Annotated in this window: 13 protein-coding genes and 1 pseudogene; 4 read left to right on the plus strand and 10 right to left on the minus strand. The window is 57.5% G+C overall.

Translation table 11 applies throughout. The features are described from left to right. Positions 1 to 281: 281 nt before the first annotated feature. Together IQ265_RS23980 and nhaC are read left to right on the plus strand one after the other, a co-directional pair. A pseudogene (locus tag IQ265_RS23980) lies at positions 282 to 575 on the plus strand (hypothetical protein); the annotation flags it as partial. A 140-nt stretch (positions 576 to 715) separates the two neighbouring features. Further along, complete coding sequence (gene nhaC, locus IQ265_RS23985) at positions 716 to 2,197, plus strand: Na+/H+ antiporter NhaC (protein WP_194058302.1); 1,482 nt, start codon at positions 716 to 718, stop codon at positions 2,195 to 2,197. A gap of 299 nt (positions 2,198 to 2,496) precedes the next feature. Here nhaC and IQ265_RS23990 read toward each other — a convergent pair whose 3' ends face one another. Both IQ265_RS23990 and IQ265_RS23995 read right to left on the minus strand, forming a co-directional pair. Beyond that, a complete protein-coding gene (locus IQ265_RS23990) occupies positions 2,497 to 3,249 on the minus strand; it encodes a DUF4336 domain-containing protein (RefSeq protein WP_194058304.1) in 753 nt (250 codons plus the stop codon). Between the two features lie 49 nt (positions 3,250 to 3,298). Continuing rightward, a complete protein-coding gene (locus tag IQ265_RS23995) occupies positions 3,299 to 3,523 on the minus strand; it encodes a hypothetical protein (RefSeq protein ID WP_194058306.1) in 225 nt (74 codons plus the stop codon). Between the two features lie 164 nt (positions 3,524 to 3,687). On the opposite strand from IQ265_RS23995, the gene recA reads away from it, so the two are divergent. Further along, on the plus strand, positions 3,688 to 4,806 hold the full coding sequence (gene recA / locus IQ265_RS24000) for a recombinase RecA (RefSeq protein WP_194058308.1): 1,119 nt from the start codon (positions 3,688 to 3,690) through the stop codon (positions 4,804 to 4,806). Positions 4,807 to 4,920: 114 nt separating this feature from the next. Here the strand turns inward: recA and IQ265_RS24005 are convergent, their stop codons facing one another. From IQ265_RS24005 to IQ265_RS24040, 8 genes are all read right to left on the minus strand, one after another. Continuing rightward, positions 4,921 to 5,340 (minus strand): SRPBCC domain-containing protein, encoded by a 420-nt coding sequence (locus IQ265_RS24005; protein ID WP_194058310.1) that lies wholly within the window; start codon positions 5,338 to 5,340, stop codon positions 4,921 to 4,923. Between the two features lie 382 nt (positions 5,341 to 5,722). Further along, on the minus strand, positions 5,723 to 7,546 hold the full coding sequence (locus IQ265_RS24010; RefSeq protein ID WP_194058312.1) for a CocE/NonD family hydrolase: 1,824 nt from the start codon (positions 7,544 to 7,546) through the stop codon (positions 5,723 to 5,725). Continuing rightward, positions 7,543 to 8,019 carry a hypothetical protein gene (locus IQ265_RS24015; protein ID WP_194058314.1) on the minus strand — a complete coding sequence of 159 codons (477 nt, stop codon included), beginning with the start codon at positions 8,017 to 8,019 and terminating at the stop codon, positions 7,543 to 7,545. The genes IQ265_RS24010 and IQ265_RS24015 overlap by 4 nt, the downstream gene beginning before the upstream one ends. Then, positions 8,003 to 9,652, minus strand: coding sequence for a GH3 auxin-responsive promoter family protein (locus tag IQ265_RS24020; RefSeq protein ID WP_194058316.1), 1,650 nt, complete (start codon positions 9,650 to 9,652; stop codon positions 8,003 to 8,005). The genes IQ265_RS24015 and IQ265_RS24020 overlap by 17 nt, the downstream gene beginning before the upstream one ends. Before the next feature lie 4 nt (positions 9,653 to 9,656). Continuing rightward, on the minus strand, positions 9,657 to 10,820 hold the full coding sequence (locus IQ265_RS24025) for an enolase C-terminal domain-like protein (RefSeq protein WP_194058318.1): 1,164 nt from the start codon (positions 10,818 to 10,820) through the stop codon (positions 9,657 to 9,659). Further along, positions 10,817 to 11,524 (minus strand): iron-containing redox enzyme family protein, encoded by a 708-nt coding sequence (locus tag IQ265_RS24030; protein ID WP_194058320.1) that lies wholly within the window; start codon positions 11,522 to 11,524, stop codon positions 10,817 to 10,819. The genes IQ265_RS24025 and IQ265_RS24030 overlap by 4 nt, the downstream gene beginning before the upstream one ends. Before the next feature lie 513 nt (positions 11,525 to 12,037). Next, positions 12,038 to 12,436 (minus strand): NIPSNAP family protein, encoded by a 399-nt coding sequence (locus IQ265_RS24035; protein WP_194058322.1) that lies wholly within the window; start codon positions 12,434 to 12,436, stop codon positions 12,038 to 12,040. 67 nt (positions 12,437 to 12,503) lie between these two features. Continuing rightward, positions 12,504 to 13,379, minus strand: coding sequence for an oxidoreductase (locus IQ265_RS24040; RefSeq protein ID WP_194058324.1), 876 nt, complete (start codon positions 13,377 to 13,379; stop codon positions 12,504 to 12,506). 118 nt (positions 13,380 to 13,497) lie between these two features. Here IQ265_RS24040 and IQ265_RS24045 point away from each other — a divergent pair, with 118 nt between their 5' ends. Further along, a complete protein-coding gene (locus IQ265_RS24045; RefSeq protein ID WP_194058326.1) occupies positions 13,498 to 14,415 on the plus strand; it encodes a LysR substrate-binding domain-containing protein in 918 nt (305 codons plus the stop codon). The last annotated feature ends 41 nt before the right edge of the window (positions 14,416 to 14,456 follow it).

Below are 14,456 nucleotides of genomic sequence, written 5' to 3' on the forward strand. Positions count from 1 at the left end.
TACGGAGTCACAGGCTCCTGGCGATTTTTCGAGTTTTATCCTTAAAGGTGCGGCGACCCAAGCTACACGCGGTTTGCTTAACCTAGGGTGGGACGGTCTGCCACACTTTTTAAGATACAAGGGTGGGCAATGCCCACCATCCACCCAGCGCCATCCCACAGACCCAACCGCGACATGGCCCACCGAGGTGATAGCCACTTCCCCCATTCCGCCGAAATAACCGCCACGCCACAGGTTTAGAGGTGGGCAGTGCCCACCCTACCGTCTCCACTCAATATAGGATGCCCCATGATTACCCGCCACGACATACCACCGCCCTACCCTACAGCGCCGACTCTGCCTATGTAGACGATCGCCACCGCCGCTTCTTTCAGTCGGTCGATCGCGCCTTTACTGCCTATGCCGAAGACGACACCCTGCCGATCGTTGTCGGCGGCGTGGTTCGCCAGATCTCCTTCTTTCAGGAGGTATCGCAGTACAAATCGCAGATTGTCGGCACCCTCTCCAGCAACTTTGACAAAGCCACGATGTCAGAACTGGTGCCCGAGGTGTGGCCCTTTATTCAGGAAGTGCGATCGCAGATTGACATCGACGACAACACCATCACCGCCGACATTGTGCCCCTCACCAGCGTTGCCCCTGGCGATATTTCCCTCAATATCAATGGGGCGGGCTTGGTTTACATCTATTGACCCCTCACCAACCGGAGACTGCCATGACTCAGCCTGACTCAGTGCCGCGCCCGCCGCGCCCGCCCTCACTTTTCGATGCGATCTTTCCCCTGGTAGTGCTAATTACGCTGATCGGCGGTGCCGTCACGCTGTTTGGGCTAGATGCCGTCAGTGGCCCTGTGCAGGTGGCGCTGATTCTCAGCGCCATGGTGGCCGCTATTGTCGCCCTCAAAAACGGCCACCCCTGGTCGGCGATTAGCGCTGCCGGGGGTCGGGCGGTGGCCTCGGTGACCAGCGCCATTTTTATTTTGCTGGCGGTGGGGGCACTGATCGGCACCTGGAACATGGCAGGCACCATTCCCACCCTGGTGTACTACGGCATTCAGATTTTGCAGCCGGGCTGGTTTTACGTGGCCTCGGCGCTAATCTGCGGGCTGGTGTCGATGGCGATCGGCAGCTCGTGGACGACCGCTGGCACCATTGGCGTGGGACTGGTAGGAATTGCGATCGCCCTGGGGGTCTCCCCCGCCGTCACCGCCGGAGCCGTGATCTCAGGGGCCTACTTTGGCGACAAAACCTCCCCCCTATCAGAGACCACGGTGCTCAGCGCCCAAATGGTCGGCACCGATCTGTATACCCATATCAAGGCCCAGCTCTGGACCTCCGGGCCAGCCTTCATCATTGCGCTGATTGTGTTCACCATCATTGGCAGCCAGACCGAAGTCACCGCCGGAGTCGAAACCGCCACCGATCTGACCCAGCTCAGCGAGCTGTTCTGGATCACTCCCCTGACGCTGATCCCAATGTTTTTGCTGGGCTACCTCTCCTACCGCAAGGTGCCGCCCTCCCTGGCGATCATGACGGCGGCGCTGGTGGGGGGGCTAACGGCGGTGGTACTGCAACCCGAGGCGGTGCTGCGATTTGTGGATGAACCAGGCACCGCTACGCCCATCGTCTTTCTCAAGGGCATCTGGCTGGCCATGGCCAACGGCTTTAGCGAAAATTCTGGCGTCGCCGACGTCGATCAGCTGCTCTCGCGCGGCGGCATGGACAGCATGCTCTACACCCTGTGGATCATCATTGGGGCCGTCACCTTTGGCACCATCATGGAAGAGTTTGGCATGCTGACCAAGCTGATCAACCCGGTGCTGCTGCGGGCGCGCACCCAGGGCAAGCTGTTTGCCACAGCGGTAGCCACCGCCATCGGTCTGAATATTTTTGCTGGTGATCAGTACATCGCCCTGGTGCTGCCCGCCCGCATGTTTCGCATCGAGTTTCAAAAGCGCGGTTTGCAGCCTCAAAACCTGTCGCGTCTGGCCGCCGATGCCGGCACCGTCACCTCGGCACTGATTCCCTGGAACTCCTGCGGTGCCTTCATGGCGGTGACGCTGGGGGTATCTACATTTCTGTACTTTCCCTTCGCCATTTTCAACATTGCCAGTCCTATTCTGTCACTGCTCTACGGCATCACCGACTTCAAAATCGAGAAAGTTCCTGCCGTGGCCCATCTGGCTAAAGAGATTTAGCCCTGAGAAAATCCCATAAACGAAGTTGACAGGCCATAACCTCATTCCAGGAAAAGGGGCGTTGCTGACTCAAGATATGAACCGAACGCTGTAGATTTTGAGGACTCGTTCAGAATTCTGCGCAATCATGCCGCCATTCAGCAACGCCCAGATTGCATGGGTAGCAGTCTGCTTTCGTCCGCTGTGAACCTGTAGTGCCAGGTTGAAAGATACGGTTGCAGCATCGTGCTTAGAGGTGTTGCCGGGCTACTGCCAAATCATCCCACCGAGGCAATCGCCTCTTTCAGCTCCACCGTAGACTACTTGAGCCACTGAAAAGCCCGTTCTAGCTCCGCCACTCCGTTCTCTGGAAACCAGCAACCATGAGCCAGGATAATTTTCTCGGGTGCCCAGGCCAGCATTTGTTCGTAGCCCTGTTTTGCCTGCGATTTACGGCCAAGAAAGGTCATTCTTAAATCTAGTGGGGTATTGCCGTTGGGGTTGGCAATGCCCGCTAAGTGAATCAACCAATGGAAGGCTTTGTCTACTTTGGCTGGCTCAAAGTTTTCAATCAGGTCGGTCAAGATCAGCGTTTTGCTCTGCCGGTGGAAGAACACGACCTCTTCTAAAAACCGACTGCCGCGAACGATTGCCTGGTCAATTTCAGTAGACCACTGGGGCGGCGGTGTATCGCCTAGGTCAGCGTGAAACGTAGTCGGTATGAACTGACTCGCTGCCCGCTCTCGCACCCCCGGAGAAGCCCAGGCGATCGCGTGAGGGTAGGCATCGGCCCAGCTTTGGATGTGGGCGTAGTGGATCTTGTTGGGCGACACCAAATGCTCAACTGGGCCAAGGCTATCGATCTCAGCTTTGAGGGCTGGGGTTAGCTCAGTGGGGGAATGGCACCACAGCCCGCCGTTACCTAGGCGCACGACCGTCATTCGGGTGGAGAAGGGAATAGCCATGCCGTACATCGCCATTTTGACGATGGGGCCATCCACGATCCAAATGTTGTCATCGACGGGCTTCAGCGTGTTGATGGGTTCATAGAGTTCCAGAAGATCCTTGCCCATGACCGACAGAGATAACGCAGCATGACTATTCTGAAGCCAGTCGCTAATCCTAGTAAAGGCGGCAGCGGCTGAAGTCGATCTCTGGCCCAGTGGAGCACTGCACCAACCCACGACCCGCCGCCAGGGCAGCTTCAAGAGTAGGGTAGGTTTCGCCGTCGGTTAGGGTAGATAGCTCTGGAGTAATGACCCAGCAAAAATACTCTGTGGCCCGACGAGTAACAGCCACAATCCAGTCAGAAACGGCGATGAGTTGAACTAAAGAGTCTTCTGTCATGGCTCGACCCTCCCCCTTCAATTCTGGGCTGGAGGTTTAACTCCAGTTATCTTGACCTAGATAGATAACTACCTGTTGCTATTTGGAACAATTGTACTAAACTAGTTCACTAAAGACAACTGTTCTGGGGTTCAGGGGTCTTGTTCTGTACCACCGAGGGAATCATGGCAGGCCGGAAAAGTAGCAAAGCAGATACAGATGCACCCAAGAAGTCACCAGAGCAGGTGGAGAAGGATAAAGCTCTAACGATGGTGCTGGGCCAGATTGAACGCAATTTTGGCAAAGGGGCGATCATGCGCCTGGGTGATGCCGCCCGCATGAAGGTAGAAACTATCCCTACTGGGGCATTGACCCTCGACCTGGCCCTGGGCGGTGGATTGCCTAAAGGGAGAATCATTGAGATCTATGGCCCTGAGAGTTCGGGTAAAACAACTCTGGCTCTCCATGCTCTAGCTGAGGTGCAGAAGATGGGCGGTGTCGCCGCAATCGTTGACGCCGAACATGCGCTAGACCCCATCTATGCCGCTGCGCTGGGAGTTAACATCGACGAACTGCTGGTATCCCAGCCTGATACCGGAGAGATGGGCCTGGAGGTGGTGGATCAGCTCGTGCGCTCGTCTGCTGTTGATCTAGTGGTAGTAGACTCGGTAGCGGCGCTGGTGCCACGGGCTGAGATCGAGGGCGAGATGGGCGATGCCCACGTAGGCCTGCAAGCCCGATTGATGAGCCAGGCGCTGAGGAAGATTACCGGCAGCATTGGCAAGTCGCAGTGTACGGTCATCTTCTTGAACCAGCTGCGCCAGAAGATTGGTATCTCCTACGGCAACCCCGAAGTCACCACCGGGGGCAACGCACTCAAGTTTTATGCCTCAGTACGCCTGGATATTCGCCGCATTCAAACCCTCAAGAAGGGCACCGAAGAGTACGGCATTCGGGCCAAGGTGAAAGTGGCCAAGAACAAGGTGGCCCCGCCCTTCCGTATTGGAGAGTTTGACATTCTCTTTGGCCAGGGCATTTCTACGATGGGCTGTCTGATCGACCTGGCCGAGCAGCACGGGGTGCTTATCCGCAAAGGAGCCTGGTACAGCTACGAGGGTAACAACGTTGGCCAGGGGCGCGAGAACACGATCCAACGGCTGCTTGAGGATGCTGAGTTTGCCCAGAAGGTAGAAGCTCAGGTTAGGGAGAAGCTGGAAATCGGCGGCGGTGCTGTAGCTGAGGCTGACGTGGAAATTGAGGCCGAGGACGAAGACGAGGCCGCTTACCTGGACGAGGACGAGTAAACCCTTTCCTTAGCCCCTGTTTATCGAAAACCCCTGTCATCGCTATTTGCTGATGGCAGGGTGTTTACTATTTTTCCAGGCGCAAAGAGAACTCGGTGCTGTAAAGGAGCTTTCCTAGCTCTCACACGTTTGCTTAAGACCCACAGCAAATTTTTCAAAGGATGGGGTTAGGTCAGGCAGCATACGACCCAGCAGCGGTTCTAATAATCCGCTAAACACTTCACACATGCTGAACTCGGTGGTGCCATCGGGTTGTGGGGTAAGGGTGAAGGTGCGATCGCCCCTGAATAAGTTGAGCGGTAAGCCACCACTCATCGTGAACGTTTTAGGTGGAACAAGGCCATTGACCGTAAGTGCCATAGGGCGCTGGGGCCTGGAATTTGTAAAGAGTTGCAGCACTTCACCATTGGCGATCTGACCTTCAAGCCGATGGATGCCTGTCGCCCACTCTGAATAACGAGCTGCATTGGTCAAAACAGACCAGACAGCTTCGGGAGGACGGGCAATTTTGATACTTGCAGAAAAGGTTTTCATTGGGACTGTGGTATGGCGGGGGACTCAATGATTTAGATTACTCTCACAGCAAAGATGAATCCACTGGAGTTCAAGTTGCCCAGGACGTAGAGGGCGATCGCAAACAGAGGCGCAGTTATTTACCCCCGCTCCCGTAGTAGCAGCATGTCTTGGGTTCAATTCTTTCCTCTGCGGTGATGGTCATAGCGCCCCTTCCATTTCATTAACTCCAATCATTTAACCCTGTTTTCAGAAGGGCGTAGATCGCTGCTGCTGCCGCCTCACCGGTTTACACGGCACCATCGAAGAAATCAGGCCAGCGCTCAGCCAGTCCTGTACCTGCCCAGGGAGCCGAGAGCCTACCGTCGTTTTTCCAAAACGATTCATGCTTAAGCTGGTCTTCCTATTCCCCCTCTGGAATGATCGGCAAAATGAGCTTGGAGACAGCGGCGGTATGGTGGTAAATCGTCTGGGTCGCGGTAACTGGCTGGCGCTCGGTGGGAATATGGCGGCCAGTATTGGGATTGCGGTCAAAGCGGGGATAGCTGCTGCTGGAAACCTCCAGGCGAAGGCGATGGCCGGGGAAGAAGATCTGGCTGGTGGGCCAGAGATCGATCGCAATTTCGGTGAAGTCCTGAGTCTCCGCCAGAGTATTCTTGCCGATCGCATTGTCATAGCCCTGCCGAAGAATGCCTTCAGAAACGTTGTACCCCGTTCCATCGGGATGGACATCCACCAGTTTGGCGGTGAAATCGGTATGGGGAGCCGTGGTCGAGACCTGGAGCCGCAGCTGCACCGGCCCTGTCACCTCGATCGCGTCGGTCAGGGGTGGAGTGGTGTAGACCAGCACGTCATCCCGCTGCTCCACCACGGTTTGGGGCTTAATGCCTGCGTTTGGCCCTAGCATGGCTCCTCCGGCACTGGGCACCGGGTGCTGCGGGTCGTAAACAAAGCGATCGCTGACCTCCTCCTCCCCCGGCGGCTCCAGACTGAGCAGCCCGTCGCCGTTGAGGGTATTGGCCCGACCGTTGCTGTGGAGATAGTAGGGCGTATAGCGGGTGCGAGGCAGAGGCCAAGCCGACTCTCCCCGCCAGGTGTTAGCGCCCATGACGTAGATCAACACCGGGTCGGGGTAGGCCGTCTCGGGGTCGCCCTTGAGCTGCTGATCAAACCAAGGCAGGCTGGGGCCAATGCTCTCGAAGCGGTAGTTGCGGGGGCGACTGCCGTCGGGGAAGGTGACGGTGTTGGCGTGGGTCCAGGGGCCGATGATCAGGCGGGTAGCCTCGGCGACCTGGGGGGCAGCGGTGGCGCGAATCTGTTGAAAGTCGGCCAGTTGGGTGGGCAAAAACGGATCGTACCAGCCCGCCATCAGCAGAGCCGGAGCCTGAAGCTGGCGGGCGCGCTCGGTGCCATCGACCGTTTGCCAGTAGCGATCGCGATCGGTGTGGCTGGCCCAGGTATCAAAAAAGGGAATGCTCTGCACCGCTCGGTCATCGGCCTCTAGCAGGGGCCACCCCTCGTAGCCCCGCTGTAGCTGCTCCTGGGGAAGGGGAATATCCCGCTGGCCGTAGCTGAGGGTTGCCCAGTAGAGGGCGCTCTCCAGAGAAAACGCGCCGCCGGGGTAGAACATGCGGTAGAAATCGGTGCTGGAGATCTGCGGGATCAGGGCCGACAACCCCGGATCGACCTGGTCGGCCAGCACCCACTGGGTATAGCCAAAGTAGGAGCCGCCCCACGTGCCGATGTGCCCGTTGTACCAGGGCTGCTGGGCGATCCATTGCAGCGTGGCCCGCCCGTCTTGCGCCTCGTTCAAAAAGGGCGGATCGTAGCTGCCGCCCGACTCGTAGCGCCCTCGGGTTCCTTGGATTACTGTGGTGTAGCCGTGGCTGGCCCAGAGATGGCCGACAGTGCGGGCAAACAGGATGTGTTTGAGCTGTTTGGAGTAGGGAATGCGCACCAGAATGGTGGGGGTGGCGGCGGTGGTGCGGGGATGGTAGACATCGGCTACCAACGCCGTGCCATCGGGGGCGGTTACGGTCACCCGGCGCTCCAGGCGAACGCCATAGCTAGCGGGCGGATAGTCTAGCTGGTGACCCAGCCAGGCGGCGGCGATCGCACTCCCCCGCCCAACCACCAGCAGCAGCAGCGCAGTAAGCCCTGCCAATAGCCACAGCCAAGCCCGCTTATGCGAGAACAGCCGGGAATGGCGAAAAATCCCCCAACTCATGGCTGCCTCCCCAGACGATGGCCCTGACCCCAGAGCCAGAGATAGGCGGCCAGTACCCAGTGAAACACAATGGGAATCGTGCCCTCCCCCAGCCAGCGGCGCTCCGGATAGAGACCCATGGTAAGGCCGTAGCGAACTACCATCACCAGGGCGTAGCCGTAGCTAAAGTACTGGAGCGCTTTGCCCAGGCGGGGGCGAGGCCGCTGGAACCAGCCCCGCCCCTGGGCCAGGTCGCGGTTGATCTTCACCTGGAGCCCCAAAATCAGCAGCTGGCTGGGCAACAGCAGCGGGTAGGGTAACAGGCCCGAATACCAGTGGGGCATGGGGGGCAAAAAGGGCACCTGGCAGCAGGCCACTAGCATCTGCCCCAGCACCCGCAGCAAAAACAGCAGGGTCAGCGCCCATAGCCAGGGCACCGGATGGCGACTGGGCCACAACCCATTCCGCCGCAGACTATCAGTGGGGGTGGGCATAGGGCAGCGTCAGCTCGTAGGTTTGCGCGATCGCCTCAGTATCCAGCGGCAGGGGCTGCTGGGTGAGCACAGGCCATTTATACTGCACTTCCCGCTGGCCCTGGGCGATCGCTCGGCGCTGGGTCACCTCTGCCCAGCCCGGCTTCATACGGTGGAGGCAGGGGGCATTTAGCCGCCCAGAGGCACGTTTTTGAGCGTATTCAGTGTTGTTCTCGGCCAGGGCTGTATCGAAGGCTGACAGCAGTTGATGAACCCAGTCCTGGCTGGGGCTGTCTGGCGTTTCCCAATGCAGCTCATAGCGCATGGCCTCGGCATTGGCCACCAGGCGGTAGGGGCCGATGGGCTGGTGAAACTGGTGTTGTAGGTGTGCGATCGCAGCCAGCACATGGTTCACATGCAGCTTCTCCCCGGTCAGGTTGCTCATGTCGCGGCCCTTACGCAGAAAGGCAACCAGGGGCGATCGGTGATAGAACCCCGTCACCTCCACCACATCGTTGATGTGATAGCGGTAGAGGCCGCCGGGGGTGGTCAGCAAAATCTGGTAGCGCTGCCCCGGCTCTAGCTCGTGGCTGAGCAAAATTGGTGGGTTGGCCTGGTCGGCACAGTCTTCGGGAATAAACTCATAGACATTCAGGGTCAGATCGAGCAGGCCAGTGGGCGTGTTGTTTTGGTAGGGCAGGGTGATGCGGGCCTCACTAGCCAGATAACCCAGATCGCGAATCGGCAGGGGGCCAAAGTCAGCGGTGAGCTGTTGGGCTTGCGCCCCCACCGAGCCGCCTGTCCAGCAGCTCAACAGGGCCAGGTGGGGCCAGCAGTCTTGAGGCCGCAGTGCCCCGGTGGTGGTGAAAATTTGCTCTAGCTGTTTGGCCCGCTCGGGCTGGGGCCTCTGGGTCGGGATGCCCTCGCCGCCCGCGCCATCGTGGATCGCTTGGATCAGCGATTCTGCCTGGTACGTCATCACTGTCGCCAGCCGTTTCAGGGTGCTGGGGTTGGGCGTAGATAAGAAGGAGACCTGCCGCGCCAGGGCGTAGCGGGCGATCGCCCAGTAGCGGCGATCGTAGTCAGCAATCTCAAACACCTTGTAGGGGATAGCATAGGTGCGCCGAATCAGGGCCGGAATCTGCTGGTAGATGCGCCCCGACAGGCTGCCGTAGGGAATGCCGCCGGGGGTGTAGCCCTCGATCGCTGGGCTGACAATTCCCACCACCGCTCGGCTCAAAAACCTGGGGTGGTCTTGCAGAATGCGGTAGAGCCACTGCTGCATCAGTCGCGACCCGCCCCGCTCGACCCCGGCGGTGACGGGGATATACTTGGGCTGCCCGGTGGTGCCGCTGGTCATGGTGAACATCCGCACGGGCTCATTCACCAGAATTTTTGCCTGCCCGGCCACCATGCGCTCCACGTAGGGCCGAAAGCCTTCGTAGTCGCGGATCGGCACCGCCCGGCGATAGTCGAGCGGGGTGCGAATCTGATCAAAGCGGTGCTCGCGGCCAAACTGGGTGTCGCCATGGCGGCTGAGCAGCTGGCGCAAGAGCTGCGCTTGGGCCTGCTCCGGCTCCTGGGTGGCGGCCTCTAGCCGTTGTTGTAGGGCTCGCCCCTGCCAGCGCAGGCCAAGGGTGTACAGACTGGCCATGGCCTCACACCGCCTTCGCTGAGAGTGAAATGACTTGCTGTGCGTACTTTTCCAGCAGATCATCCTGAATCTCGACCCCCAGTCCTGGCCCCTTTAGGGGTTTTGCCAGCCCCTGGTGGCCAAAGTGAATCGGGCGACGGCTGAGATCTTCCCGCAGCAGCAGGCTGCCGTAGGAGCCTTCGCAAAAGCTGATTTCGGGCAAGTAGGCCGCCAGGTGCCGCCCCGCAGCAGAGAGAATCGCCGTCTCGCCCACCTGGCAGCCCACCTGCATTTGGATGCCAGCGGCCTGGGCCAGCTCGGCGATCGCCAGCGTTGGCCCCAGCCCCCCACATTTCGACAGCCGCAGATTAAAGCCCCGACAGGCCTTAGCCTCAATCAGCGCCTCGGCATCCGCCCGGGTAATTAACGACTCATCGGCCATTTGAGGAATGGCGGTGGCCCCCTGCACCGTCGCTAACTCTTGGGGGTCGCCGCGCGGAATCATCTGCTCGGCGCTGTCGATGTGAAATTCGGCCAGGGCTTCACAGGTGGCGATCGCGTCTTCCACTGAGTAGGCCCCATTGCCATCCACCCGCAGCGACATCTCTGGCCCCACCGCCGCCCGAATCGCCGCCAGCCGTTCTCGATCCGCCTCTCCGGTGATCTTGACCTTCATGTGGGGCAGGCCAAACTGCTTAAAGCGCTTGGCGTGCTTCACCGCCCCCTCAACGCTGCTGGCCGTGATCACGCCGCTGTAGGTCACCGGGTGCCGAGGCGGTAAAAGTTCTCCCAAGGAAACCCCGGCAGACTTGAGCAGACAATCGACCAGGGCTAGCTCAAAGCCGCAGCGGGCCGCATTCCAGGCCACCACGCCAGTTGTCGAATTATCCCCATCACTGGGCAGGGCCAACGACCCCAGCCAGGCGATCGCATCCTGCCCTGCCCAGGGAGCATAGTCTGTGGCTTGCACCGCAGGCCACAGGGCGCGTTCCATGAATTCCAGACAGCTCGCCACTGTCTCTCCGGTGACGTAGGGTCGGGCCACTGCTTCCCCGTAGCCCACGGTGCCGTCGTCAGCCTGCAGCCGCACCACGATGGAGTCTGAGCTGCTGCGCGATCGCACGCTGTGGGCAAAGGCCTCGACAAAGGGAATTTGCAGAGCAAACAGGGTGGCGTCAACGATTTTCATAGGGCAGTTTCGGCAAGCGCGGGCAGGTCGGCAAAGTATCGCTTAATAAAAATGTTTTCACGAAAGGTGATGTCGAGAATCGTCTCTAAATCCTCGGCCTCGATCTCGTAGTAGGCCAGGTATTGCTCAACGCTATCTAACCCCTCCTCAGCATGGCGAATATCGACTTCAGAATGGTGGTGAAACCAGGTCAGGCTCTCCGGCGGCAGGCCGCGATGGGCCGCCAGCGCCTTGCCGATGCGGCTGGCCAAACGAGAGAGCATCCACTCAAAGCAGGTTACCTCTAGCAGCACCGACAGCCCCAGCTCCTGCATGGTGCCAAATAGCAGCGGATCGGTGCAGAGCTGACGAATTTGGGCCTGGGCGGCCTCGGCCAGGTTCGTCTGGCGATCGCGATCAAACCCCGCCGCCGTCGCCAGTAGATACAGCAGATCGGGGTGGCAGATGGCCGCCTCATCCAGCCCCAGTTCTTCGAGCAGGTTGTGTTTGATCTGGGGCGCGGCCTCGGGCGGGGCCACGGCGTAGAGAAAAGCCAGAATTTGGGGACTTTTTAGGTGGGTCTGACAGAGGTTAAAGACAAAGGCATCGTACTCCTGTGGGGAGGCCTGGCCCTGCTCCAGACGCTGAAACCAGGGAGAGCGCTCAAAGGCCTGCACCTGGTTGGCATATTGGGTCTCAATCAGTGGACGGATCGCCTGCGCCATAAAAATCGGTTGATGTAGAGCGTCAAAACCAAGCTATTTCTGTCAAGCTGCCCAGGCCACCCGCCTTCTTCCCTAGAGAACCCGGAGTGTAGCCTGAGAAACAATATTGGAAACAGCAGCCCCACGGTCTTTTCCGGAAAGGAGTGGGGCTTCCGCTGTAAAGTTTCTCATAACCCTTAGTTGCCCTTGATTTGTCCCAAAATGCTGGGGTCCTTGATTTTGCTGCCGTGGGCTAGCAGCAAGGCTTTATATGATTACGAGCAATGTTTAACTCTTACAAGTTCCTTTGACCTCCTAGCGGCAATTAAGTTGCACGTAGTTGCCGAACGTTCCGGCTGAGCGGCTGCAAGTAACCTTTGCAACACCACCAAGATCTCTCGGCAGTCCGCTTCAGCCGAATTGTCATGCCTTTTTTTAACGATCAACTCTCTGTACATCGATCAATTTCAGCTTTGTGCTGAGCCGTTGAGTTGTTGCTGAAACCAAATGTTCTCCTGACTTAGATTCTGAACTTTAGTTCGTCAGTCGTTCGCTCGGGGAGTAATCCGTCAGCTCTAATGTCCGATCCTCAATGTCGCCGACGAGTGAACCATGCGCCTCAGCCGTCACCTCCTTGATCTCCGCCCATTCTTGATCAGCCATGAACGCCGCCCACCGCTCCTTCATCGTATCTGCATCAGACCACTCAAGCAGATAGACAAACTCCGTGCGGTTATTGTGCCGAGCCTCCCAGGTCGCCACAATTTTGAAGCCGTACCGCGCCATGATCCGCATTGCATGATCGTGGAACCGTTCGTGGAACGCCGTTTTATTGCCGTCGAAGATCTCGTAGATACGCAGTTGGTGGATGATGCTGCCTGTCGCTTTGACACGTTTGCTGGGGGTTTGTGAAAGTCCGATGGTGGTGCTCATGACAACAATAAACACGATGACTAGAACAACACGCAGAAATGTCTTGGTATGAATCGTGGATATCCCTCTACTTGGCATAATTGACGTGTCCTGGATAATCCGTACTGACGCTCACCTGCTGCCAAGCATCCAAATCGGTTTTGACCCGCCCCAGTTTTTCCTGAATCAGGCTCATGGCATCCGTGCCTAATGCCAGTCGTATCGGGGGATGAGGGCTTTCCACCGCTTGAATGATGGCTTGCGCTGCTCTAGCAGGATCGCCAGGTTGCTGACCATCCATTTCCTTGAACCACTGCAATGAGGCACCACTCACTGGGGCATAGGCATCAATAGATTGCTCGACTGTTGCCAGAGAGCGTCCGTTAAAATCGGTGCGAAATGCTCCAGGTTCAATCAAAGTCACTTTCACTCCAAAGGATTCAACCTCCTTAGCTAGAGCTTCAGACGTACCTTCCAGGGCAAATTTAGCCCCACAGTAGAGGCTGCTTCCGCCAAATCCTACTAATCCTGCTGTGGATGACAGATTGACAATGTGACCGCTGCCTTGCCGACGCATCACAGGCAAGACTGCCTGCATCAGACGGAGTGCTCCAAAGTAATTAGTTTCAAAAAATTGATGTGTCTCCTCATCACTGACTTCTTCGAGTGCAGCAATCAGTCCATGCCCCGCATTGTTGACCAGCACATCAATTCGACCGAAGGTTGCGATCGCGCTATCAATCGCTGCTTGGATGTCTTGAGATACCGTTACATCCAGACGGACAGCCTTTGCGGTTTCTGGATAGAGTTCAATCAAAGCGCCAAGTTGCTCTGGTTTACGAGCAGTCGCCAGTAGGTAGTCGCCTCTCTGCAATACCGCCTCTGCCAGGGCACGTCCGAATCCGGTTGAGCATCCTGTAATTAACCAAACTTTAGGAGCGACACGATTTTTATCTGAGTTCATTGGTTTCTCCAGTATCAAGAACGATGAGACGCGCCTCATGTTTCTCACGGTAGGAGGCAGTCAGGTGACTGTCCAATATATATATGATTAGGATTAATAGGTTTAACGTATAAGTGTTATGGAATTACGGCACCTGCACTACTTCATTGCGGTGGCTGAGGAGTTGCACTTTAGTCGAGCAGCAGAGCGGCTGCACATCTCCCAACCCCCACTTAGTCAGCAGATTCGGGATTTGGAAGAAGAACTTGAAGTCAAGCTGTTTGAACGAACGAAGCGGCAAGTGCACCTGACCGAAGCAGGTAACGTGTTTTTGGAGCGCTCCTACCGAGTGTTAGCGCAACTCGAACAGGCGATCGCAGCAACCCAACGGATCGGACGGGGTGAGGTGGGACGGTTGGCGATCGGCTTTGTCGGCTCTGCGATGTATACCGTACTGCCAGAGATTTTAAGGGCCTTTCGAGAACAATTTCCGGCGGTAGAACTGCAATTGCATGAACTGACAACAGCTCAGCAAATTCAAGCCCTGCATGACAAACAGGTGGATGTCGGCATTGTTCGTTCTGCCATCAGCGAACCAGGGTTGAGTGTGGAGTGCTTTTTGCCAGAATCATTGGTCTTGGCGTTGCCAGAAACCCATCCGTTGTCTGCCCAGACTCAAGTGTCGCTTTCCACACTGGCAGATGAGTTGTTTGTCTTATTTCCTGCCAAAATGGGACCCGTCTTTTACGAGCAGATTATAGACACGTGCCAGCAGGCAGGATTTCGTCCAAAGGTGGCTCAGGAGGCAATTCAGATGGAGACGATTGTCGGCTTAGTTGCTGCAGGACTGGGCATTGCGATCGTTCCCGCCTCCTTGCAAAACTTCCACAGAGGCGGAGTCATTTACAGAACTTTGAAGGAGGAGATTCCTAATACTGGACTTTATCTAACTTGGCGACGGCACGATTCCTTACCAGTAGTCAAAACATTTCTGGACTTGGCACGGAGGACGACACAAGGAGAGTCAACCTGCCAACCTACTCAGCAATCGATATAACGGGTCTGTTGAGCGGCTGCCAGCAACCTTTACATCCGCAC

The organism is Nodosilinea sp. LEGE 06152 (genome assembly GCF_015207525.1).
Classification (GTDB): domain Bacteria; phylum Cyanobacteriota; class Cyanobacteriia; order Phormidesmidales; family Phormidesmidaceae; genus Nodosilinea.

Coding starts and splice junctions, on each gene's coding strand:
- nhaC (WP_194058302.1), top strand. CDS start 716: ATGACTCAGCCTGACTCAGTGCCGCGCCCGCCGCGCCCGCCCTCACTT.
- IQ265_RS24040 (WP_194058324.1), bottom strand. CDS start 13,379: ATGAACTCAGATAAAAATCGTGTCGCTCCTAAAGTTTGGTTAATTACA.
- IQ265_RS24010 (WP_194058312.1), bottom strand. CDS start 7,546: ATGAGTTGGGGGATTTTTCGCCATTCCCGGCTGTTCTCGCATAAGCGG.
- IQ265_RS24020 (WP_194058316.1), bottom strand. CDS start 9,652: ATGGCCAGTCTGTACACCCTTGGCCTGCGCTGGCAGGGGCGAGCCCTA.
- recA (WP_194058308.1), top strand. CDS start 3,688: ATGGCAGGCCGGAAAAGTAGCAAAGCAGATACAGATGCACCCAAGAAG.
- IQ265_RS23990 (WP_194058304.1), bottom strand. CDS start 3,249: ATGGGCAAGGATCTTCTGGAACTCTATGAACCCATCAACACGCTGAAG.
- IQ265_RS24045 (WP_194058326.1), top strand. CDS start 13,498: ATGGAATTACGGCACCTGCACTACTTCATTGCGGTGGCTGAGGAGTTG.
- IQ265_RS24025 (WP_194058318.1), bottom strand. CDS start 10,820: ATGAAAATCGTTGACGCCACCCTGTTTGCTCTGCAAATTCCCTTTGTC.
- IQ265_RS24030 (WP_194058320.1), bottom strand. CDS start 11,524: ATGGCGCAGGCGATCCGTCCACTGATTGAGACCCAATATGCCAACCAG.
- IQ265_RS24005 (WP_194058310.1), bottom strand. CDS start 5,340: ATGAAAACCTTTTCTGCAAGTATCAAAATTGCCCGTCCTCCCGAAGCT.
- IQ265_RS24035 (WP_194058322.1), bottom strand. CDS start 12,436: ATGAGCACCACCATCGGACTTTCACAAACCCCCAGCAAACGTGTCAAA.
- IQ265_RS23995 (WP_194058306.1), bottom strand. CDS start 3,523: ATGACAGAAGACTCTTTAGTTCAACTCATCGCCGTTTCTGACTGGATT.
- IQ265_RS24015 (WP_194058314.1), bottom strand. CDS start 8,019: ATGCCCACCCCCACTGATAGTCTGCGGCGGAATGGGTTGTGGCCCAGT.